Origin of the sequence: Streptococcus ruminicola, from assembly GCF_011387195.1 — a bacterium.
Taxonomy (GTDB): domain Bacteria; phylum Bacillota; class Bacilli; order Lactobacillales; family Streptococcaceae; genus Streptococcus; species Streptococcus ruminicola.
This window is the reverse complement of the sequence record NZ_CP046919.1, coordinates 559,274-582,685: the sequence shown is the minus strand read 5'-3', so window position 1 is coordinate 582,685 and position 23,412 is coordinate 559,274. Positions and strand designations below refer to the sequence as shown.

19 protein-coding genes are annotated in these 23,412 nt (G+C 38.1%); 14 read left to right on the top strand and 5 right to left on the bottom strand.

The window, feature by feature from the left end:
* Nucleotides 1-63 precede the first annotated feature (63 nt).
* The gene (locus GPZ88_RS03015; RefSeq protein ID WP_093815095.1) at nt 64-2,400 is read left to right on the top strand and encodes an endonuclease MutS2; all 2,337 of its coding nucleotides are present in this window, start codon (nt 64-66) and stop codon (nt 2,398-2,400) included.
* Between the two features lie 89 nt (nt 2,401-2,489).
* Here the strand turns inward: GPZ88_RS03015 and nadA are convergent, their stop codons facing one another.
* Complete coding sequence (gene nadA / locus GPZ88_RS03010; RefSeq protein WP_158914503.1) at nt 2,490-3,410, bottom strand: quinolinate synthase NadA; 921 nt, start codon at nt 3,408-3,410, stop codon at nt 2,490-2,492.
* 335 nt (nt 3,411-3,745) lie between these two features.
* Here nadA and GPZ88_RS03005 point away from each other — a divergent pair, with 335 nt between their 5' ends.
* Together GPZ88_RS03005 and nadC are read left to right on the top strand one after the other, a co-directional pair.
* Nucleotides 3,746-5,050 carry an L-aspartate oxidase gene (locus tag GPZ88_RS03005; protein ID WP_166043355.1) on the top strand — a complete coding sequence of 435 codons (1,305 nt, stop codon included), beginning with the start codon at nt 3,746-3,748 and terminating at the stop codon, nt 5,048-5,050.
* A gap of 28 nt (nt 5,051-5,078) precedes the next feature.
* Nucleotides 5,079-5,939 (top strand): carboxylating nicotinate-nucleotide diphosphorylase, encoded by an 861-nt coding sequence (gene nadC, locus GPZ88_RS03000; protein WP_166044342.1) that lies wholly within the window; start codon nt 5,079-5,081, stop codon nt 5,937-5,939.
* Nucleotides 5,940-6,017: 78 nt separating this feature from the next.
* Here nadC and GPZ88_RS02995 read toward each other — a convergent pair whose 3' ends face one another.
* Nucleotides 6,018-6,515 carry a phosphatase PAP2 family protein gene (locus tag GPZ88_RS02995; RefSeq protein WP_166043354.1) on the bottom strand — a complete coding sequence of 166 codons (498 nt, stop codon included), beginning with the start codon at nt 6,513-6,515 and terminating at the stop codon, nt 6,018-6,020.
* Nucleotides 6,516-6,758: 243 nt separating this feature from the next.
* Between GPZ88_RS02995 and trxA the strand changes: the two genes are divergently transcribed.
* From trxA to GPZ88_RS02970, 5 genes are all read left to right on the top strand, one after another.
* Complete coding sequence (gene trxA / locus GPZ88_RS02990; protein ID WP_015695637.1) at nt 6,759-7,073, top strand: thioredoxin; 315 nt, start codon at nt 6,759-6,761, stop codon at nt 7,071-7,073.
* A gap of 108 nt (nt 7,074-7,181) precedes the next feature.
* A complete protein-coding gene (locus tag GPZ88_RS02985; RefSeq protein WP_166043352.1) occupies nt 7,182-7,631 on the top strand; it encodes a DUF3290 domain-containing protein in 450 nt (149 codons plus the stop codon).
* 3 nt (nt 7,632-7,634) lie between these two features.
* Complete coding sequence (locus GPZ88_RS02980; RefSeq protein ID WP_074626834.1) at nt 7,635-8,270, top strand: DUF421 domain-containing protein; 636 nt, start codon at nt 7,635-7,637, stop codon at nt 8,268-8,270.
* A 72-nt stretch (nt 8,271-8,342) separates the two neighbouring features.
* A complete protein-coding gene (locus GPZ88_RS02975) occupies nt 8,343-8,723 on the top strand; it encodes a hypothetical protein (protein ID WP_074482557.1) in 381 nt (126 codons plus the stop codon).
* A gap of 148 nt (nt 8,724-8,871) precedes the next feature.
* Nucleotides 8,872-9,300, top strand: coding sequence for a YjdF family protein (locus GPZ88_RS02970; RefSeq protein WP_166043350.1), 429 nt, complete (start codon nt 8,872-8,874; stop codon nt 9,298-9,300).
* Nucleotides 9,301-9,613: 313 nt separating this feature from the next.
* On the opposite strand, the gene GPZ88_RS02965 is transcribed toward GPZ88_RS02970, so the two are convergent.
* The 3 genes from GPZ88_RS02965 to mutY all read right to left on the bottom strand — a co-directional run bounded on the left by GPZ88_RS02965 (nt 9,614) and on the right by mutY (nt 13,933).
* Nucleotides 9,614-12,028, bottom strand: a complete 2,415-nt coding sequence (locus tag GPZ88_RS02965; protein WP_166043346.1) for a flavocytochrome c — start codon at nt 12,026-12,028, stop codon at nt 9,614-9,616.
* A gap of 11 nt (nt 12,029-12,039) precedes the next feature.
* Nucleotides 12,040-12,639, bottom strand: coding sequence for an NADPH-dependent FMN reductase (locus tag GPZ88_RS02960; protein WP_033153300.1), 600 nt, complete (start codon nt 12,637-12,639; stop codon nt 12,040-12,042).
* Between the two features lie 148 nt (nt 12,640-12,787).
* Nucleotides 12,788-13,933, bottom strand: a complete 1,146-nt coding sequence (mutY, locus tag GPZ88_RS02955; protein WP_166043344.1) for an A/G-specific adenine glycosylase — start codon at nt 13,931-13,933, stop codon at nt 12,788-12,790.
* 1,072 nt (nt 13,934-15,005) lie between these two features.
* Between mutY and GPZ88_RS02950 the strand changes: the two genes are divergently transcribed.
* The 6 genes from GPZ88_RS02950 (at nt 15,006) to GPZ88_RS02925 (ending at nt 23,346) form a co-directional block, all read left to right on the top strand.
* Nucleotides 15,006-15,275 carry a DNA repair protein gene (locus tag GPZ88_RS02950; RefSeq protein WP_205399952.1) on the top strand — a complete coding sequence of 90 codons (270 nt, stop codon included), beginning with the start codon at nt 15,006-15,008 and terminating at the stop codon, nt 15,273-15,275.
* Nucleotides 15,262-15,846 (top strand): signal peptidase I, encoded by a 585-nt coding sequence (gene lepB / locus GPZ88_RS02945; RefSeq protein ID WP_074630131.1) that lies wholly within the window; start codon nt 15,262-15,264, stop codon nt 15,844-15,846. The genes GPZ88_RS02950 and lepB overlap by 14 nt, the downstream gene beginning before the upstream one ends.
* Nucleotides 15,847-15,901: 55 nt before the next feature.
* Nucleotides 15,902-20,842, top strand: coding sequence for an InlB B-repeat-containing protein (locus tag GPZ88_RS02940; RefSeq protein WP_166043341.1), 4,941 nt, complete (start codon nt 15,902-15,904; stop codon nt 20,840-20,842).
* Nucleotides 20,843-20,913: 71 nt separating this feature from the next.
* Entirely contained in the window at nt 20,914-22,311 is a 1,398-nt protein-coding gene (locus GPZ88_RS02935; RefSeq protein WP_166043339.1) for a SpaH/EbpB family LPXTG-anchored major pilin, read from the top strand.
* Between the two features lie 50 nt (nt 22,312-22,361).
* On the top strand, nt 22,362-22,499 hold the full coding sequence (locus GPZ88_RS02930; RefSeq protein ID WP_166042837.1) for a hypothetical protein: 138 nt from the start codon (nt 22,362-22,364) through the stop codon (nt 22,497-22,499).
* Complete coding sequence (locus tag GPZ88_RS02925) at nt 22,444-23,346, top strand: class C sortase (protein WP_166044340.1); 903 nt, start codon at nt 22,444-22,446, stop codon at nt 23,344-23,346. Before GPZ88_RS02930 ends, GPZ88_RS02925 begins: the two co-directional genes overlap by 56 nt.
* Nucleotides 23,347-23,412 lie beyond the last annotated feature (66 nt).

Here is a 23,412-nt window from a genome sequence, read left to right as displayed (position 1 = left end):
TTGTATGAACATGAGTGTGCTAAAAGAGCACTAGAATAAGGTAAGTTTTGGTATAATAGTGATATGAATAACAGAATTTTAGAACAGTTAGAATTTGATAAAGTCAAGCAACTTTTTGCTGGCTATTTACAAACTGAACAAGGGCAAGATGAATTGCGTAAGCTTGCTCCGATGACAGATTCTGACCGTATCTCACGTTCTTTTGCTGAAATGTCAGATATGGAACAGATTTTTGTTGAGCAACATGGCTTTGGTTTAGGCAGTTTACGTGATATTTCTGAAAGCATGCGTCGCTTGGAATTAGATGCGGATGTCAATGTTTCAGAGATTATTGATATTAAAAAAATCTTGCAAGTATCAGCAGAAGTTAAACATTTCTATAACGATTTGGAAAATGTTAACTTGACGGCTTTAAACACTCTTTTTGAGAAAATTGAGCTTTTACCAAGTCTGCAAGGAAGTTTACAAGCCATTAACGATGGTGGATTTATTGAGAATTTTGCAAGTCATGAATTAGACCGTATTCGTCGTCAAATCAATCATGATGAAAGCAGAGTTCGTCAAGTCTTGCAGGACATTTTGAAAAAACAAGCTGACCATTTGACAGAGACTTTGATTGCTAGTCGTAATGGCCGTGCGGTTTTGCCGGTGAAAAATAGCTACCGCAATCGCATCTCAGGGGTTGTGCATGATATTTCAGCATCAGGAAGCACGGTTTATATTGAGCCGCGTGCAGTGGTGCAACTAAATGAAGAAATCACACAATTACGCGCAGATGAACGCCATGAAATGGCTCGTATTTTACGCGAATTGTCAAATATGCTTCGTCCACATACTAATATTATTCGCAACAATGCTTGGGTTCTAGGACACTTGGATTTTGTACGTGCAAAATTTCTTTTCATGCAGGAAAACAAAGCAGTTGTTCCACAATTATCCACAGATAAGACCGTTCAGCTCTTACAAGCTCGTCACCCGTTGTTGACAAATCCAGTCGCAAATGACTTGCATTTCTTAGATGAATTGACAGTTATCGTCATCACTGGTCCAAATACTGGTGGTAAGACGGTTATGTTGAAAACTTTGGGATTAGCGCAGCTTATGGCACAATCAGGACTTCCAATCCTAGCTGACAAAGGTAGTAAAGTGGCTGTCTTTAATGAGATTTTTGCTGATATAGGTGATGAACAATCTATCGAGCAAAGCTTGTCAACATTCTCAAGCCATATGACAAATATTGTGGATATCTTGGCAGCAGCTGACAAAGATAGTTTGGTACTTGTGGATGAATTGGGGGCAGGTACTGACCCGCAAGAAGGAGCTAGCCTTGCCATTTCAATCTTGGAGCATTTGCGTTTGACACAAGTGAAAACCATGGCAACAACTCACTATCCTGAGCTAAAAGCTTACGGTATCGAGACAGAATTTGTTGAAAATGCCAGCATGGAATTTGACACAGAGACTCTGAGCCCAACTTATCATTTCATGCAAGGTGTGCCAGGGCGTTCAAATGCCTTTGAAATTGCCCGTCGATTAGGTCTTGCTGAAGTGATTGTCAACGAAGCAGAGCGTTTGACGGATTCTGATACGGATGTTAACCGCATCATCGAGCGTTTGGAAGAGCAAACGCATGAAAGTCGTAAACGTCTTGATCACATCAAAGAAGTGGAGCAAGATAACCTCAAATTCAACCGTGCGGTTAAGAAACTTTATAACGAATTCTCACACGCCAAAGATAAAGAACTTGAAAAAGCTTCTGCTAAGGCACAAGAAATTGTGGATAAAGCTATGGCTGAAAGTGAAGAAATCCTCAAAAATCTTCACCACAAAGCAAGCCTTAAACCACACGAAGTCATTGAAGCTAAAAGTCAGTTGAAAAAATTGGCACCTGAAGTTGATTTATCGAAAAATAAAGTTCTTAAGAAAGCCAAGAAATTGCGTGCACCGCGCGTGGGTGATGACATTATCGTCACAGCTTACGGTCAACGCGGAACCTTGATTAACCAAACCAAAAATGGTAAATGGGAAGCGCAAGTTGGTCTCATTAAGATGACGCTTAAAGAAGACGAATTTAGCCTTGTCAAAGTTCAAGAAGAAGCGCAAAAACCTAAGAAAAAACAAGTTCATGTGGTTAAGAAAAGCAAGAAATCTGCTGGACCACGTGCCCGACTTGATTTGCGTGGCAAACGCTACGAAGAAGCCATGCAAGAATTGGACGAATTTATCGACCAAGCCTTGCTTAACAACATGGCTCAAGTTGATATCATTCACGGTATCGGAACAGGTGTTATCCGTGAAGGGGTGACAAAATACCTTCGCCGCAACAAACATGTCAAATCATTCGGCTACGCCCCACAAAACGCAGGTGGCAGTGGCTGTACCATCGCAAATCTAGGGTAAAAAAACTGTCCAGTGGACAGTTTTTTTCTGTGAATAGACAAAAACCTGCAATTTTGCAGGCTTTTTAAATGTAGAAAATGCAAATCAATTTATTTTTGTCCAAGCAGGATCATTTGGTCGATGGCATGACGGGCACCTTTGATAGTGTCTTCGTCAAGCTCAATCTCTTCACCTGATCGTCCAAGTAAACAGTTGTAAATATCAGCTAGAGTTGTCATTTTCATGTTGTGACAAACACATTCAGTTGATAGAAGGTAGAAGCGTTTATCAGGGCATTCAAATTGTAAATGCTCAACAATGCTGCTTTCAGTACCAATGATAAATTCTTTATCACTGCTATTTTTAGCATAAGCCATGATTTCTGTAGTACTTCCAGCAAAATCAGCTAACTCAGTAACTTCAGCTAGACATTCTGGGTGAACTAGTACTTTAGCATTTGGATGCGCTTCACGTGCTTTTAGCACATCGCGTTTACGCATACGCATGTGAGTCGGACAACCACCTTTGAAAAATTCAAATTGCTTATCAGGACATTGTTCAGCGACCCATTGACCAAGGTTGCGGTCTGGAACAAAAAGAATCTTATCGTTGTCAATGTTGTTGATAATTTTAACAGCTGAAGAAGATGTGACGCAGACATCGACCATTGTTTTCACTTCTGAAGTGGTGTTGATATAAGCAACGGTAGTGTAGTCTGGGTGAGCATCTTTTAGCCAAGTAACGATTTTTTTATCAATTTGAGCGGCCATTGGGCAACCAGCCATTGGGTTGGCTAGAAGAGCTGTTTTTTCAGGTGATAAAACTTTAACGGTTTCTGCCATAAAGCGCACCCCACACATCATGATGGTATCTTGTGGTGCTTTGGCAGCATATTTACTTAAAGCAAAAGAATCGCCTACAAAATCGGCAACTTCCCAAATGTCGTGACTTTGGTAGGCGTGTGCTAAAATACAAACCCCTTTTTCTTTTTTGAGACGTAAAATTTCGTCTTGCATCTCTCTTGTATTCATTATATGTTTATGGGATCCTCCTAGGATTGTCTTAGTTATATATTATAGTACCGAGTCAAGAAGGTGTCAAGACACCTGTAAATAAATTTTAGTTAGGTGTCTTGTCAGGTGTCTTGATTGGTGGTAAAATATGTTCTAAGTCGTATGATTTTAATTGATAAGAGTTGATTTAAAAAGTTCCTAAAGACTGATTTAAGTAAGCCTCGCATTGATATCATACAGAAAATGAGAAGTTTATGCTTAGGTCAGTTGATGATGGTATTCTAGGAATTCTTTTTTTATCTGACTCGCCAAATGGATTGTTTATTCAACAATCGTTAAAAAAGAAGGTTTGTATGAAAACAAATGTACTTATTGTCGGTAGTGGTTGTTCAGGACTTTATACGGCCCTTAATTTGCCACAAGAACTTCAAATTACTATTATCTCTAAAGATACATTAGAACACAGTGATTCTTTCTTGGCACAAGGTGGTATTTGCATGTTGAAAGACGAGTCTGACTACGACTCATTCTTTGAAGATACTTTGCGTGCTGGTCACTACAAAAATGACAAGGTTTCTGTTGATTTGATGATTAAGTCATCACCTGATGTTATCAAAGATTTGATTGGTTACGGTGTTGATTTTCAACGTGATGAAAATGGTAACCTTGCTTTCACTCGTGAAGGTGCTCACTCTGATAAACGTATTCTTTTTTACCAAGATACTACAGGTAAAGAAATCACAAGCAGACTGTTAGCTGCGGTCAAAAAACGTCCAAATATTACCTTGATGGAACACACTTGTCTTCTTGATATCTTGGAAGAAGATAACCGTTGTTATGGTGGTGTGGTCCGTCTTGGAAATGGTGATTTGCAAAAAATCACAGCTGATGTGACTGTTCTTGCTAGTGGTGGTGTTGGTGGTTTGTACAAAAATAGTACTAACTTTAAGCATTTGACTGGTGATGCGCTAGCTATTTCCCTAAAACATGATATTGAGCTTAAGGACATGTCTTATGTACAAATTCACCCAACAACCCTTTACCAAGAAAATCCAAAAGAACGTTCATTCTTGATTTCTGAGTCCGTTCGTGGTGAAGGAGCTCTTCTTTACGATAAAAATATGAATCGTTTTGTGGATGAATTGCAACCGCGTGATGTGGTAGCACAAGCCATTTTAAAACAAATGGAAAAAGACGGGACAGACCACGTCTGGGAAGATTTGCGTACCATTCCGAAAAAAGAATTGGAAGAACATTTTCCAAATATCTTGGCACATTGTCGTGAGGCTGGTTACGACCCATTCACAGAATGTATTCCAGTTGTGCCAGCGCAGCATTATTTCATGGGTGGTATCAAGGTTAATCACCATAGTAAGACAAGTATGGACTTCCTTTATGCCGTTGGTGAAACAGCTTGTAATGGGGTTCACGGTCAAAACCGTTTAGCAAGTAATTCTCTTCTTGAAAGTCTTGTTTTTGCTAAACGTGCAGCCAAAGATTTGGTAGCAAATTATGATAGTGTTTCAACACTTCCAGATAGTTTGGCTGAGATTGATTTGCTAGATTATCAAGATGACGATATCTTGGCAGACGACTATAAAAAAATAGTTGTTGAAAAATTAACAGAACAAAATCAATTAGAAACTGTCATTGGTTAGCAGTTTTGTGAGATGAGAAAGGATAATGATGTTAGATCCAATTACCCTAAAATTAAATGTTGATCCACTTATTTTAAGTGCTCTCTCAGAAGATATTAATAATGAAGATGTATCAACAAACAGTGTGATGCCTGAAAATGTAGCTGGTCAAGTTGACTTGATTTGTAAAGAAGATGGGATTATCTGTGGTTTACCAGTTTTTGAGCGCGTGTTTTATTTGCTTGACCCACAAACGAAGTTCGATGTTTTGGTCAAAGACGGTGAAACTGTAAAAGCAGGTCAAAAATTGGGAACTGTTTGTGGTGATATTCGTGTCCTTCTTTCAGGAGAACGCACTGCACTCAACTATCTTCAACGCATGAGTGGGATTGCGACTTACACGCATGAAATGGCAGAGCTTTTAAAAGATAGCCCGATTACGTTGCTTGATTCACGTAAGACCACACCTAATAACCGTATTTTTGAAAAATACGCTGTTAAAATCGGTGGCGGTAAAAACCATCGTTACAACTTGTCTGACGGTGTCCTTTTGAAAGATAATCACATCGGTGCTGCTGGTGGTGTTAAAGAAGCTGTTCTTGCTGCCAAAGCTTATGCACCATCTGTCCGCAAAATTGAAATTGAAGTGGAAACACTTGAGATGGTTAAAGAAGCAGTTGAAGCGGGTGCTGATATTATCATGCTTGATAACATGGACCATGACCAAATGCAAGAAGCTGTTGCTTTGATTGCAGGCAGAGCAGAAATTGAAATTTCTGGTAATGTGACTAAGGCTAATGTCGCTTCTTACTTGGACTTGGACGTTCAGTACGTCTCAAGTGGTGCCCTTACTCACTCCGCTAAAATCTTGGATTTATCTCTTAAAAATCTGCATCCTGTTAATAAATAAGTGGATAACTCTTTTTAAGGTAAAATTATTGTTCGAAAAATCCCCAGCTCGATTGAGTTGGGGATTTGATGTTGATAACTAAAAAAGAAAAAGTAATAATCCACAGATGATGCCAATAAGATAACCAGCCGCAACATCATGCGGGTAATGAACTCCACCAATGACACGGCAAATAGCGATGACTAGCGATAAAACAAGGAAAAGAATTCCTAAAATCGGATTTAGTCGCAAAACAGCCATGCTAATGATGCTAGCAGAAAAGACATGACGACTTGGAAAAGAGTGCCCCTTAGTATCTTTAGAAATTAGTGGTGTGATGTTCCAAGTCTCATAAGGTCGTGGGGTGTTAAGCAGGTGGCGACCAAGTGACACCAAGATAAATGATAGCCCTGGGATAAGAATGAAAATAGGAAGTTTGTCAGGAGTGTTGATAAAAAGGTGGATAAGAAGAAGTGGGTAAACCAGATACATGACTTTGGTTAATAAACTGTTGATAACTTGTAAGCTGCGAATAGCTGCTGGTTTATCTTGAAAAGTTTTTGTTAGCTTGTTATAAAATTCAGCGTAATTTTTCATAAGAATCCTCTATCTAATAATAGTTTTATTATAGCATACGAGCATGCCAGATAAGGAAAATGAGAAGACTTTCAAAAAATCATTTTTGCGTAGCAATTAGTTGTCAAAAAGACAATTTTCCCGTAAAATAGGCTCATAAACTAATAGAAAAGGAAAAAGAACTTTGGGATGCTAGGCTGATTCGTATCCGTTTTTTAATGAAAAAACAAGTCAGTCCATCTGGGAGTTCAAGGTAATTACATTATGGCACACAATATTACTGATGCTACATTTGAAGCAGAAACAAATGAAGGTCTTGTCCTTGTTGACTTTTGGGCAACTTGGTGTGGTCCATGTTTGATGCAAGCTCCAATCTTGGAACAATTGTCAGAAGAAATGGATGAAGACGAACTTAAAATCGTTAAAATCGATGTTGATGAAAACCCAGAAACAGCTCAAAAATTTGGTATCATGTCAATCCCAACATTGCTTTTCAAAAAAGATGGCGAAGTTGTGAAACAAGTTGCTGGTGTTCACACTAAAGACCAAATCAAAGCAATTGTTGCTGAATTGAGCTAATTAAGTATTTATAGATGACAAACTCCCGAAATTTTTCGGGAGTTTTTTGGTGTTAGAAATAGTATAATGGTAAAAAAGCTAAAGAAAAGGATTTTAGGAGGACGTGAGATGAATTTCTATAATTTAGATTACATTACACAGCATCAGTCTTTTAATCTGGTTTTGAGGTCTGTGATTTTGATTGTCTTGCTTGCTATTGTGATGCTGACAAGTCTACACTACATGCGAAATAGGCTGAAGACGCGTCTTCGCGATATTAGTATTGGTATCGTGGTGTTGATGTTCATTCTTCTGGGGATTCAAGTTGAAGATTACATGCAAAATAACCATGATTTTTCGCAGTCACAAGTTCTTGTCAAATTCATCAAAAGTGTGGCTACGGATAACGATTTAAAACCTGAGGATGTCTTAGTTAATTCAACAACCTTAAAAGATGGTATCATCGTTCGTTATAATAAGGAAGACTACACTGTTCATCTGAATGATGATAATAATTCTTACACACTTGAGCGTACGCACGTGATTGATCACAATGTCTACGTTAATGGAGGAAAATAGCCGATGAATATGTATGTGTTGATAAGCATCAAATTTTTTCTAGGAATTTTAGCGACGATTTTACAGATTAATATTCTCGGAAAATATGAATTTTCAGCTAACACTCCGCTTAACCAAATTCAAAACTTCGTTCTTGGTGGTATCATCGGTGGTGTGATTTATAACAGCTCAATTTCCATTTTGACGTTTATTATTATTTTGCTGATTTGGTCTTTGGTTGTCATCGTCGTCAAGCTTTTGATTAATAATAAATTTGTTAAATCGCTTGTTGTTGGAAATCCAATGATTTTGATAAAAAATGGTAAGGTCAATGTGGAAAATTGTGCCAAACTTGGAATCACGGCAGATCAGCTTATGCTCCATCTTCGCATGGAAGGATTAAACTCAACCAGAGATGTTAAGAGTGCCATCATGGAGCCAAATGGTAAGTTAACGGTCTTGGACAAGAATTCAGAAAATCCAAGATTTCCTCTCATCAGTAATGGCAATATCAACTATGATGTTTTAGAGTTAATCAATCAAGATGAAGATTGGCTGCTAGAAAAACTTAAGGAACAAAATATTGATAACCCTAGAGAAATCTTTTTAGCTGAATACTTAAATGGAAAATTGTACCTGGTTCCCTATTCAGAAAAATAAAATTGATAAAATCACCAGATTTTCTGGTGGTTTTTCTTTTCTTTTTCGAATAAATAAGTAGGAGGAAAAGAGATGCGACTTGTAACGATTTTTGGCTTGTTATTGCTAGCCTTTTTATTTCATTGTGGGGATGCCAAAGCTGAAACAGCTGATAATATTCAATTTATAAGTCTTGATGAGGTCAAGGGTAAAATGGCAGCTAAAGAGGACTTTTATTTGTTGATTGGTCGACTTGATAATGTTGATACTCAAAATGCTTTAGGCAGACTCAGTCAAATTGACCAAGTGATTTATTGCCTTGATACCAAAGATATTGATTATGTTGCTTACAAAAAATTTGCCAAGAAATACAATATCAGAACCATGACACACTTGGCACATTTTCGTGGAAAGTATCAGTTTGCAGTAGCTAATGTCCTAACAGCTGACCTAGCAGGATTTTTCGCGGTTTAAGTTAAAATCTGTTAACTTCTTTAAAATTTGTTATACTAAAGCTGACATAAAAACACATCGCAGTTGGTAGTCTGTGAGTACAACATGTATCAGTAACCTTCCCCTTCCGAGGTCGTCCATTGTCAATTCATATCAAGGAGGGGTTGTTATGAAAATGACAGTATATTTTGATGGTGCATTTTGGTCAGCTTTAGTTGAATTTACGGATTCGAATAAACGTTACAAGGCTTTTCGTTACGTGTTTGGTAAAGAACCAAAGGATGATGATATTCTAAACTTTATTGATGTTTCTTTGGGGAAATGGCTGTACAGGTATGATAAGGTCGAAGTAAGCTCTGAGTTTTCAGCGCCAGCTATTTCACAGAAAAAACGAAATCCAAAACGGGTGCAACGTGATATCAATAAGGCAAAGTGTAAGCCTGTGGTGTCAACGAAAGCTCAGCTTGCTATGCAGGAAATGCGTGAGGAATTCAAGAAAGCTCAAAAGTCTAAGCAAAAGGTGAGGCGTGAGCTAGAAAAGGAACGGAAATACTTGCTTAGGCAAGAAAAGCGTCATCAGAAAAAGCGGGGACATTGAAAAGAAAAAAGTTTAAGCTTTCTATAAGAAAAAATTCAGTTTGGCTTAAGCTAGTCTAGCTATACTATAGTCAATCCTAAATAAACTTTCTTTTTCATAGTTGTAGCAGCTGTTGACATAAAGTAGCTGTTGCGAATCTCCTAGAAATTCCAGATTTTAAATCTGGAATTTTTTGTATGTAAAAGGATTTGGTGTTTTTTTCTAAGCTGTTAAAAGATTGTGAATAACGAAAAAAGCACCCTTTATCTTGGCGGACAGGGTGCTTTTCTTATGCCTAGAAGAATTTCTAAACATTCTCCTTGGTGTTGACTATTTAATCAAGATATTCTGCGATGGCAGTATCGGTTGCGATGCGACCGAATGTGAAGATGTCTGTTAATGAGTTACCACCGAGTCGGTTACCTGCGTGGAGTCCACCTGCAACTTCACCAGCAGCAAAGAGACCTTTGATAATTTTGCCATCTTCGTTGATGACATGGGCGTGAGTATCGATTTTTAGACCACCCATTGTGTGGTGTGTGGCTGGTTTACGTGGTGTTGCGTAGAATGGTGCTTTTTCGACTTTGAGGTCGAAGGCACCTTTGTCAAATTCAGGGTCATGACCAGCATCAACATAAGAGTTGTAGTTAGTAATTGTTTCTACTAAAGTAGCAGGGTCAATGTTGATTTGCTCAGCCAATTCTTCCAAGGTATCAGCCTTAAAGAGGGTACCTGCTTCAACTTGGGCATCAATTTTTTCTTGGCTAGTGTTGTAGGCTGTTTCTTTGATATTTTCATCGGCGATAAGATAGAAGAGTCCACCGTTATCAATAGCTGCTTGAGATAATTGGTCACGGCTACCATATTCATCGACGAATCGTTTACCTTTGGTGTTGACCATGATAAAGTTTGCTGGAGGTACTTGAAGCCCTGTGAAAAGTGCGCCAGTCACTGGGTCAGATACTGGCATCATTTGGCTGAATCCCATACCGACAAGGTCTGCACCAACAGATTGACCAAGTAGGATACCGTCACCAGTAGCAGCAGGTGTATTTGATGTCGCAATGTCATCATCGATTTCTGACCAGTAAGTGTTGTATTTTTGGAGCATTTTAGTATTGGCTGCAAATCCACCTGTTGTCAAAATCACAGCTTTACCATTGACGGTAATAGTTTGTCCATTGCGTCCGCTACCTTTGACACCTGTGACGACACCATCAGTTACAACGAGTTCTTTAACCTGGGTATCTGTTAGAATGATTCCTCCGTTTTTCAAAACGAAATCTTTCAAGACAGCGATGTAGGCAACGCCCATTGGAACTTTTGGTTTATGACCACGACGCCAAATAGCACCAACTGGCATAGTTACCTCGTCACGTAGAAATTCGACACCGATATTTTCCAACCAACGAACAGATTCAAGAGCATGTTCTGTTAGAACACGAATAAGTTCATAATTACCGTGGATTTCATGCCCTTTGAGGTCTTTACGTTTACCGCCAAGATAAGTTTGGATACGGTAGAGAAGTTTTGAGTCAAAAAGATAAGTTGGGTCTTTGAGGTATTCTTCAATTTCAGTCTTAAGAGCACGAAAATCAGATAAGAATTCAGGGTCGATAGTTGATTCGTCAATGTCATGAAGTTCTTGTAAATTATGTGCTTCACCTGGGTTAGCAGCAAATGTATTTTGCCAAGCAGGGTCAGGGGCATTCATTGGACCACCAGCGCGGACAGTGTTTCCACCGACCGCTGGGAATTTTTCAACGAGGATGACTTTTTTACCAGCTTGAAGGGCTCGAGCAGCTGCTGTCAAACCAGCACCGCCCCCACCGACAATGACAAGTTCTGTGTCGTAAGTTTTGTCTTCTCTATCAAGAGCTGAAGGAGCTTTTGGACGTGAACGAAGGGCGTCAGGATTAGCACCAGCTTGGCGCACCGCACGCGCGACCCCATTTAGGACACCTTTTGAAGTAACTGAAGCACCAGAAATGGCATCGACATTAAGGGTTTGACCTTCGATGATTTCATTTGGAATGCGGGTGAAGACCACGTCAGCAATTCCTCCTGTTTCACCAGATGAATCAATATCGATGGCTTCGATGCGTTCTTCTGAAAGGGTTACTGACATTGGAAGGTCACCGTTATGTCCGACCGTTGTGACTTGGTAAGTACCAGGTTCAAAGCGTACGTCTTCAGGTTCGTTGAGCTGATTAGCAATCGTTGCAAAGCGAACAAAGCGGAAGAAGCAAGATTCTAAGAAATCAATTGTGCCTTGGTCTTTGAGGTCGCCATTTTCATCAAAAGCTTGATGAGCAAGACCGAGTAAAAATTCACTACCTGGCATGACAACAGCATTAACACCAGGAGCATCTAGAATTTGGCGAAGATGGAGCTGTGCGCGTGAAGACCCTTGGATACCATAAGAAGCCCCAACAATCATGACAGGCTTACCAGTCAATGGATGAATGTTAAATGATAGCCACTCAATCAGACTGTTTAAGCTTGATGGGATAGTGTGATTATGTTCAGGTGTAGCAATAATCACACCGTCAGCTTCAGTGATTTTGGTGTTGAAATTTTGGATAACAGCAGATTCTGTTTGGTCATCTGTTTCGTTAAACATTGGGACATCAGTGATTTCTAAAAGCTCAATATCTGCTTGTTTAGCAAAATGTCTTGCCATATATTGTAGTAAAAGTCGATTATATGATTTTTTAGCATTGGTTCCAACGATAGCAACTAATTTCATAAATGCACCTCCTAGTTGACTTCCCAAGCGAAAGCTTTTTTACGGTCAGTATCAGCTTTGCTGACAACTTGATTGGTAATCTCAACGAAAGCTTGGAATTCTTTAAAATTCTCCTCAAGCTCAGCTACCTTTTCAGGATTATTAAGATTATTTTCATCGTCTAAAACTTGTTCGGAGTGACCGAGAAGAAACTCGATTCCAGGCATGATACGTGCTTTCAACTCAGGAGCGTCTAAGATTTGGCGGAGGTGTGCTTGTGCGCGTGAAGTTCCAAGAGCACCAAGAGAAGCACCTACAATCATAGTTGGTTTATTGACAAGAGCGCGACTAGTGTAGGCAATCCATTCGAGAGCAGAAGATAAAGGCGCTGGGATAGTATGGTCATACTCAGGCGTTGCAATGATAACACCATCTGCGCTAGCAATTTTCTTAGAAAATTCTGCGACACTAGCAGGAGCTAGCTTGTCTTCAGGTTCGTTGAAAGCTGGCAAATCTTTGATTTCAAGAAGTTCAATGTCAGCCTTATCTGAAAAATGCTTTGCCATAAATTTTAACAACTTACGGTTGGTAGAACGCTCAGAATTCGTTCCGACAATAGCAACTAATTTCATATAATCTACTCCTTTTTTACAAATTGTTACTTTCATCATACTCTTTTTTTAGAATAATTGAAAACGTTTTTGCTATAAAGGTAGAAAATTAATTTTCAAATGAAGATAAAATAGAAGAAAAAAGCCCGATGAAAATCAGGCTTTTAAACTATTTCCCCTCCAAATAAACCTTCAGCATCTTCTTCTGCGGGGTTGCCATGGGGTATTGTGAGAGTTGGTCTTGTGGGACCCAGTGGAGTTCTTTGGTGGTCGTGAAGTCAGTTGTTGTTACGTTTCCTTCGATGAGCTCAATGGTCCACTTTTGGTGGCTGAAGGTGTGTTTGACAGCTGGAAATGTCTTACTTGTCCAATTTGGCTTGAGCTGATAATCATCTTCAAATCTTGTTTTTTGTGAAATGGTCTGAAGCGCAGCATTATTTTTTTCAAATAAGTCAAGTTGCTGTCCGATAACATCAGTTTCCATGATTGGAAATGACCAGAATCCTCCAAGTAATCGTCCATCAAGATTTTTTTCCATTAAGAAATCGCCGTCACTGTTACGAATGACAAAGGCTTGAATTTGTATCGGTTTTGGTTTTTTCTTAGGAAGTTTTATAGGATATTTGTCGTAAGTTCCGTGTAGATAAGCTGCGCTGAAAAATCGAATCGGTGATTCATCTGGACGAGGGTTCTTAGCTGATTCGATATCCGTTCCAAGGTCCATCAGTGCTTGGTTAAAATCACCAGGACGCTCTGGGTCGATGAGTACTTCCATAATAGCTTGGAAAATTTTTCGATTTTTAGGGTCACCAATATCGTAATTGACCTCGAAAAGCCTAGCCATAACACGCATGACATTGCCATCAACAGCAGGTTCAGGAAGCCCAAAAGCGATACTAGCGATCGCGCCAGCCGTATAAGGGCCGATACCTTTCAGCGAAAGAATGTCCTTGTGATTGTCAGGAAATACCCCGCCAAAATTTTCCATGATTTCTTGCGCAGCTTTTTGCATGTTGCGCACGCGAGAGTAGTAGCCAAGCCCTTCCCAAGCTTTGAGTATTTTTTCTTCAGGAGCATTAGCCAGTGACTCGATGGTTGGAAACCAGTCTAAAAAGCGCTCATAGTAAGGAATAACAGTAACTACTTGAGTTTGCTGCAGCATAATTTCAGATATCCAAATGTGGTAAGGATTTTTTGTCCTGCGCCAAGGCAAATCACGTTTTTCATTATCGTACCAATTAAGCAGGGTGCGTCGAAAAGAAGCAATCTTTTCAGCATCCCACATGTCGATACCGTAGTCTTTCAAATTAGTCATGTTTCCATTGTAGCAAAGATTGATTTTTAAAGGTAATAAAAGTTCTTAGAAAAAAATTTGATAAAAAAGCTCATATCTCTTGACAAAAGGTAAGCGGTTACATTATAATAAGAGTGTAAAGAAGGATGACAAAAGAAACGAAGTAAGGAGGTAACAGTTCTTATGATGAAACCACATGTCGCCCGGTATAAAAATGGTGATTAGTCACTTTGATTAGCCATAAAGATTTATACCTCAAATCTCAAAAAAATTTGTAACAAAAGAAACATCGGAGGAACGTCTTATGTTGATGATGAATGTAGGTCGTTACAAAAATGGAGACTAACAACTAGTTGAATTTAGGTCAATGAAGGAGTGATGTCACATTTTAGATGAAGATATTAATTGGAAGTGAACGATTAGAAATAGCTGGTGCAAGAAATAATACCGGTTGATCTTGTTGCTAGTAACAGTAGTAATCGAAAGGGCTTCTAATCATATTGCTTCCATGTTTGAAAAAAGCTTTTAATTTTTTAATGAAAGTTGTGATAGATGTGAAAGCAATCAATGTAGGCCGTTACAAAAATGGAGACTCAGAAAAGATATGGCGACGAGTCAATCGCCCTATCAAAGAAACAGAAAAAATTGATTATTATCGTTGTTATGTGAGTATTTTCAATTAATGGAGGTATCTTATGAACGTAGCAAGATATAAAAATGGTGATACTTTAGCTAGTTGCATAAAATAGCTAAAGGAGTGATACCAATGTAAAAAAGTAGTGACTAAAAAACTCATGGAGGTATATGTACAATGCTGAAAATGAATTTAAATCGCTATAAAAACGGAGATAATGATCTAACAGCCTAACTCCTTATGAGAATGGTATGTTAGATGACATACGAAAAAATTTTTAGAGACGAGATGAAAATCTCGTCTTTTTTTTGATATAAAATGACAAAAATGATTAAAATGTACAAAAACTCCGAAAAATTCTTAGAAAATCTACAGAAAATGATTGAAATAAAAAAAAAAAAAAGATTACAATATAGTTAACAGAAAACGCTTTATATAAAAGGAATCGAGGCGATTTATGTGAGTAGAAATAATTTTCGAAGATTAAAACGTATCGAACTATATGAAATTATGTTAGCGCAAAGCAAAGAGATTGATAGATTACGAGATGAGTTGGCAAAGGCTAATGAAAAATTGGAGAACCAAGAAATTCGCCTAGCTAACGCTGGATCTATCGCAGAAGCTTCTCTTAGTTTGACAAAGGTTTTTGAAGAAAGTCAAAAAGCAGCGGATTTATATCTTAAAAATGTCAAATTAATGAATGGAGAAGCAGAACATGAAAAAGAATGAAAATATCACTCTCCCGACAACGAGTGAGATTGAGGAACTCTATAAGAAAGCAAAATACCGTAAACTATTTTCTGAAAAGATTAGAAGTACGGTTTTTATGTTAATCGTTGTTGCAGCCTTTGCGATTTTGGTAGCCATGCTTTATCTTCCAACCCTCAGAATTTATGGGAAATCCATGAAGGGAACGCTAGAAAGCGGGGATATCGTATTAGCTGTTAAGAGTAATCGCTTTAAGACGGGAGACGTCGTTGCATTTTATTACAACAACAATATCTTAGTTAAACGTGTCATTGCCAAATCTGGTGACTGGGTTAACATCACAAAAGATGGTACAGTTTACGTCAATGACAAGAAAATAAATGAACCCTATATCGAGAACAAGGCTTATGGTGAGACAAACATCAAGTTTCCTTACCAAGTTCCAGAAAATCGTATCTTTGTTTTAGGAGATAACCGTAAAGTCTCTATTGACTCGCGAAATACTTCTGTCGGTGCGGTTTCGGATGAACAATTAGTTGGTAAACTAATTTTTAGAATCTGGCCTTTATCAGATATTGGAACTCTAAATTAAAAGTATTATCGAAGCTTATTCACTGTGTTTTAGGATGGGAGGAGAGTGAAAGCCGATGGGAAATTTTTTTAGAAAAAGTAATTTAATAAAAAAACATAAAAAGCTTGCAACTTTCCTTGCTATAATGGTAGCTCTGGTAACGACATGCCTTCTAATCTTGCCAGCTATCACATTAGATATCGAAAGAGCTAGAGAAGAGCCTGGCGTTGAAGTAGAACAAAGTAGTCAATCGCCACCAAGCCTTCCAGCTATGGGAGATTCTGATAGCAATCTAAGTTCTGCAACTGAAAGCTCACAAGAAGCAGATACTTCTCAGACAGAATCTACTGAGGATGACTTAATCACACAGGCAACAACATTAACAGCTACTAATCAAGATTATACGATTACAGCAGATGTTAATGCGGATGCGCAATTGCCTAAAGATACAAGTTTGACTGTTAAAGAAATCAAAACCGATGATGAAGCTTATCAATCAAATTATGAAAAAGTCCAAAATTCTTTAACAGGAAAGACGATTGATAATGTCCTTTTCTATGACATTACTTTTGAATCAAAAGGTGAAAAAGTAGAACCTAAAGCTGACGTTAAGGTGACAATCACACCAAAAGAAGCTATGGATGCAAAAGATAACTTTGATGTTTTGCATTTCCCTGATGATGGTTCGCAAGAAAATATTTCACAAAAAGATGTCAAAGAAATCGATCATAAAATCACATCAGTTTCTTTTGATAATAGTCAATTTTCAGCTTATGCTTTGGTAACATCAAGCAATCCTTCTGAGTCAAAAGCCAATCTTAATAAAGTTGGCGGTCCAAGATCAACAACAGTTCACAATGTGACGTTCAAGTACACTGACAATGCTGGTGTCGAACATGAAATGACAACTGCACAAATTGTCGATGGAGGAACAATTACAGTCTTCCCAACGCCAGTTTATCGTGAAGGTTATCGTTTCAGTAGATGGGTGAATGCAGCTGATGGTTCAACGGTTACAGAAGACACTACAATTACTGGTGATATGGACGTTGTTGCTGAGTATTCTGAAATTACAATTTACAACGTCACAATTCAATATTATTACCATAACAATACTTCAGATACAGATACTGTCTTTGGTAATGATATTCACCACGTTGAAGCCAAAGATACACCTTATCGTGTAACATCACCGCCTTCTGTTAAACCAGAAAACGATGCTACAGTAACTGATGGTGAAATTTATTATCCAAGCCAATCAATTGTTGAATTAGCTGATGCTAATGATTTAGCTGCTAAGGATGCAGCGGATGGAACTGTCGATAAGAAATTTACGATTAGAGTTCAATATGTGTCTGCGGATGCAACTTACAACATCCACTACATGTTGAAAAATTTAACTGGTAATGGTTACACTGAAATTGAATCAACTCAAGCTCATGGTGTTATTGGATCAACAATCAGACCACAAGTCTTGACTTACGATTACGCTGATTTTGAACGAACAAACTCGGTAACACTTACTCAAGCTCAAGGGCAAGATTTGTACGTTTATTACACACGTAAAGATTTCGAACTTTCATATAATACAAACGGTGGTTATTATGTTGAACCAACAGTTGGTAAGTATGGAGAATCAGTTCCTTTAACGAGTGTAGTACCACAGAAAAAAGGTTACTCTTTTGATGGCTGGTATGATAATCCACAGCTAACCGGTAATAAGGTTACTGGTAACGTTACACTAGATGGTAATAAAACATTGTATGCTAAGTGGAAAGCTGATACAGTTGGTTATACAATAGCTTACTTCAAAGAAGTTTATGATAACACGACTCACACGACCCACTATGTTTACGATAGTTCAATTACACGAAGAGCTACCGTTGATACGACAATAAATGCATCAAGTGCGCCGAACCTTGCTAGTGTTCCAAAAGGTTATCAACGTGAAAATGCATCTGGTGGTCCAAATAGTACGTCATCAATTGTTGTAGCAGCGGATGGTTCATCTGTTCTGAATGTCTACTATAGCTTGATTCGTTATACATTTATTTTTAACTTGAATAATACTATTCAAAACGGTTGGACTACTACTAGTTATACTCGTGGCCGCATTAATATGAATGGTCATGTCTATAAGGATTCAGAATATGTCCTACATGATATTGTTTTAGGTCAGGATGTCTCAAGTATCTGGCCAAGTTCAACATCAGATCCACAAGAAGTTTATTACACTACTCGTAATGGTAATGTTGATAATAATACTTTATTTGACTCTTGGGAAAATGAATACAAGACCAAACGTCAAGAAGTGGTGCCAGAACTTTTACCGGATTCAGGGACAACTAGAACCTTTAAGGCTTGGTGGACAAATAGAGGTAATAACTACACGGCTGAATATTGGTTGCAACAACCTGATGGCTCTTATGTCAAGTCTGATAAATATAGCCAATCATTCATCTTTACATCTGGTACATTTACCGCAAAAGAAATCTTTGGTTATACTTACCGCACTGACCAAAACTTTGTAGCAAATGGTGTTCAATATTATGGTAGTAATACAAGTCAAAGAATTTATCGTTTCTACTATGATCGTGATAGTTTCAAAATCAATTACTTCTATGAAAATGATGAAGTAAATACGATTTCTAACATTCCATACGAAGCAGACATTTCATCATCAACTTATAATTACGTTCCAAGTCGACCAAGTGGTGTCGATAGTGATTATACTTGGGGTGGTTGGTATGAGGATTCGATGTTAACAACACCGTATAACTTTACCACAATGCCAAATCACAACGTGATTTTGTATGCTAAGTGGAATCCTCCACGTTATAACGTGTCATTTAATTTGAATGGTGGTGAAGGAGCTACTCCTGCGACACAATCTGTTGAAAAATATGTTTGTGCGCAAGCGCCAGCTGATCCTACTCGAGAACACTACACGTTTGATGGTTGGTTCGACCAGAACGGTAAACGATTTGACTGGACTAAGCCAATTACATCAGATACCGTATTGACTGCTCATTGGAAATTAAATCCATTGACTTACACTGTTCAGTATGTTGATGCTGACAATAATAACAGTAAGTTATCACCTGATAAGGTGGTAACAAGCCCAGCGCTTCAAATCGGTGATACTGTAACTGAAAAAGCCTTGGCAATCACTGGTTATCGTCCAGGTAATAATGAAAAATCTATTAGTCTAGATTATGAAAATAATGTCATCACTTTCTACTACACTAGAAAACAAATGCAAGTTAATTACACGGTTCGTTACTTGTTGCAAGGTACAAATGAAGTCCTTAAACAAGAAGTCACTAAGACAGTTAATGGTGATACGGTTCGTGTTAAGGAAATTGCAGCCGATGTTGGTAGTGAGTACTACCCACTAAATGACGTTTTGACGTTGACCTTGACTTCAAGCTCAGCAAACAACGTTATTACATTCTACTACAGTAAGAAAACAGATGGTAACATTACTTTCCATTATCTTGATATGGATGGTAATCCAATTCCTGGTGTTGCACCAGTTGAAGAAACAATCGGTCAAGGTGGTACTTGTGATACTATTGACCATCATCTAAATATCCCAGGATATACTTATCACTCAGGAAAAGATGTAACAGATAGTAATAATCCTACTAGCGTAAAAGAATTCTACACCTTCCGAGGTGGTGAAAATATTGATGTTAATTTCTACTATAAGAAAGACCTCAATATTGTAGCGCGTGATAAGGAAAAAGATTATGATGGTACAGCTCTTAAGAGCAATGGCTTGGCAGATATAAATGATTCTTACAGACTTTCACTACAAAGTGGTGATAAGATTGGTTCAATCACTTATTCTGGTTCTCAAACTAACGTCGGAACAAGTAGCACAACACCATCAGACATTACAATCACTAACGATGATGGTGATGACCGAACTGATTATTACAATATTGTTTACGTACCTGGTACGCTAACGGTTAATCCGCTTTATGTATCTGTCATGATTGACGGTGATACTATCGCAAAAGTCTATGACGGTACATATTCAACAGTTGGATATCATATTACACGTATTAGTACAAGTCTTTACACAGAAGATAAGATTCAATTTAATGGCTCAGACTCAAGTCTTACTGAAAAAAATGCTGGAACATATATATTAGATCTAGCTAATCACTTTACTAATACCGATCCTAACTTTGATGTTCACTTCCAAGTATCAAATGGAGCTCTTACTATTCATAAACGTGATGTTGTTTTGACATCTGCTGAAGCAACTAAGACTTATGACGGTACTCCATTAACGGCTCACACTGTAACAGTAAGTCCAATGACTGATACCGATGGATTTGTCCTAGGTGAAGGAGTTCAATCATACAACTTCACAGGTAGTCAAACAAATCCTGGTACAAGTTATAACTACTTTACTTACACATTGATGGCTAATACCAACCCCGTTAACTACAATATCTCAATCACACACGGTCACTTGATTGTTTATCCAACAGTCAATCTTCAATTGACAGATGCTAACTGGAATCCTCTTTCTGGTGGAAGCTTCAAACTTGAACAACGTAGTGGAGATGTGTGGACAGTAACTGACAGTTCTTGGGAAGACATTCAGGTCGATTCTGAGTCTGGTGTTAACCTCAGCGGACTAACTCCAGGACGCTATCGTCTCACTCAAAAAACTGCTCCAGATGGCCATAGGATTATTAATAAAAATGTTTACTTCAGGGTTGTCGAAGACCGTGACGAATTTGATAATTCTACTTACACAGTCATTCTTACGAATGCAGCTGGTAACCAAGCAGAAAATAATGATGCTAGACGATTAGTAAATGGTTCTACAGGTTACAACAATCGTCTCCAAGTGGTTAACCCAGCTGGTAGTGAACTACCAAGCAGTGGTGGTATTGGTACGAAGAAAATCGTTGGTACAGGTATTATTTTAATGATTATTGCTACCCTAGCTACCATCTTTAATAGGTGGAAAAAAGCTATTAATAAAAGTGGTTAGGTGGTGATTATAGTAAAAAATAATATTTAGTCGTTTACATTTTTTAGGATAAAAAAGAAAGAAGGTTAACTATGAAAAAGATTAGAAATGTGATTGCATTCCTCGTCGCAGCAGTTGCACTTGTCTTTACAGGTGGACATGCATTAGCAGATGATACTGGATCAATTACGATTCAAAATGCCGAAGTTGGAAAAAGATATACACTTTACAAACTTTTTGATGCAACAGTAGGTGACAATGGAGCTATCGCTTATACTTTACCAAGCGGTAAAACAGAAGCAGATGTCGCTACTTACTTTAATGTTGATTCAGCTGGTAACGTTACAGCAAAATCAACTACCACTGAATCAGTAGTGAGAAGTGATGCATTTAAAACTTGGGCTGAAGGATTTGGTACTCAAGTAGGAAGCCCAGTAGATGCAACTAGTAACACAGTGGCATTCACAGGGTTGTCATTCGGTTATTACTTTGTTAAATCTTCACTTGGTGCAGCAATTACAGTAGACAGTACTAATCCAAATGCTTATGTTGTTGATAAAAATACTCCAAGCCCAAGCCAAGCTACTAAGGAAGCTAATGAAGACTCAGCAGCAATTGGTGATACTGTTAACTATACAATTAAATATACTGCAACAAACTATGTAGTAAAAGATGGTGAAGGTAAACAAATCACTGACTACACTATCGTCGATACTCCAACAAACTTGGCTATCAATGCAAATAGTGTTGTTGTTAAAGTAAAAGGTCGTGATACTCAGATTGAACAAACAATTACACCACAATCAGTTAACGTAGATTCAACTACTGGTAAATTGACAGTCGTTCTTCCTTGGGTTAACACATCAACTGGTGCATCACTTTATGATACTCCATCAGAAGTAACAATTACTTACTCTGCCACTGTATTGCCTGGTGCAGCAGGTGTTACTAACCGTACTGGTGAAGCAACCAACAGTGCAAAAATCACTTACAATTATGATGGTGGTTCTGGTAATATCAATACAGACCCTGAAATTGTTAAAACATATGGATTCACAATTAACAAAACAAATGGTACAACTACTTTGTCAGGAGCTGAATTCAAAGTTTATGATTCTGAAACAAGTACAACTCCAATCAAATTTGTGAAACTTACAGATACTATGTATCGTATCGCTGTTTCAACTGATGACCCTTCAACTTGTGTAGAAGTTATCCCAGCTGGTATGACTCACATTTCAGGTCTAAAAGATGGAACTCGTTTCTTCCTTGAAGAAATCAAAGCACCTGCTGGTTATAACAAATTGACTAGCCGTCAAGAAGTTGTTGTTAACGCAGACCACACTACAGCTAATGTTCTTAACCAAAAAGGTACTGAATTGCCATCAACTGGTTCATTTGGTACAAGAATGCTTTATGTAGTTGGTGCTGTTGCTATCTTGGTAGCATCAGTTTACATGGTTGCAAAACGTCGTGTTAAAAATCTTTAATGATTAATCGTTAGAACATCTTCGAAAGTAGCACGAGTCTATTTTCGAAGATGATTCTTTTTAGAAAGAATTTGCCAGCAGAAAGGAGAAAAAGCAGTGGCGTGGTTAAAGCAACATTGGAAATCTTTGATAATGCCCCTCGTCTTTCTCATCGGGCTGGGCTTGGTAACTTACCCGTCTTTGAGTGACTACTGGAACTCATTTCACCAGACAAAAGGAATTATGTCCTATGCTAAAAGCGTTTCTAACATGTCTGAGAAAGAGTATGATAAGATTCTTACTCAAGCAGAGGATTATAATAAGAGATTGACCAGCATGAACTGGGATATGACTGATGAGCAGAAAAAAGATTATGAATCACAGTTGAATTTCAATCATGATGGGGCGATGGGTTACATCAGTATCCCAAAAATCAACATTAAATTAAGTATTTATCATGGCACATCAGATAAGGTTTTACAAACTTCAATCGGACATTTAGCAGGTAGTTCGCTTCCCGTTGGTGGGAAAGGAACACACTGTGTCGTATCAGGACACCGTGGCTTGCCTTCGGCTAAACTGTTTTCTGATTTGGATAAATTGCGTGAAGGTGATACCTTTACCATCCATGTTTTGAATGAAACATTGACTTATGAAGTTGATCAGATTCGCGTGGTTGAGCCAACAGACTTTTCAGATTTGACGATTGATCCTAACCAAGATTATCTGACTTTGGTGACATGTACACCTTACGGGATAAATACCCAACGTCTACTGGTACGCGGGCACCGCATTCCAAATGCTGATGGTGAAGCTAAGACCACTTCCGATGCCATGCAGCTAAATGCACTTTATATTGCACCGTTTATCGGTATTCCGATTTGTCTTGTTATCGTTATTTATATCTTTGTTGTAACAAGTAGCAGATACCTCAAACGTCATGGTGACCGAGTTGGTCAATACCTCAGTCAAAAAGGACTTAAACGACCACAAATGAACTCTAAAAACTACCAAGATACCATTAATCAATTAAAAAGATTTTTTAAGGATAATTAAAAAAGATTGAAGATGAGCGATAAGCTCATCTTTTTTTGTTACGCTTTCACAAAGTTTTTGTTAAGT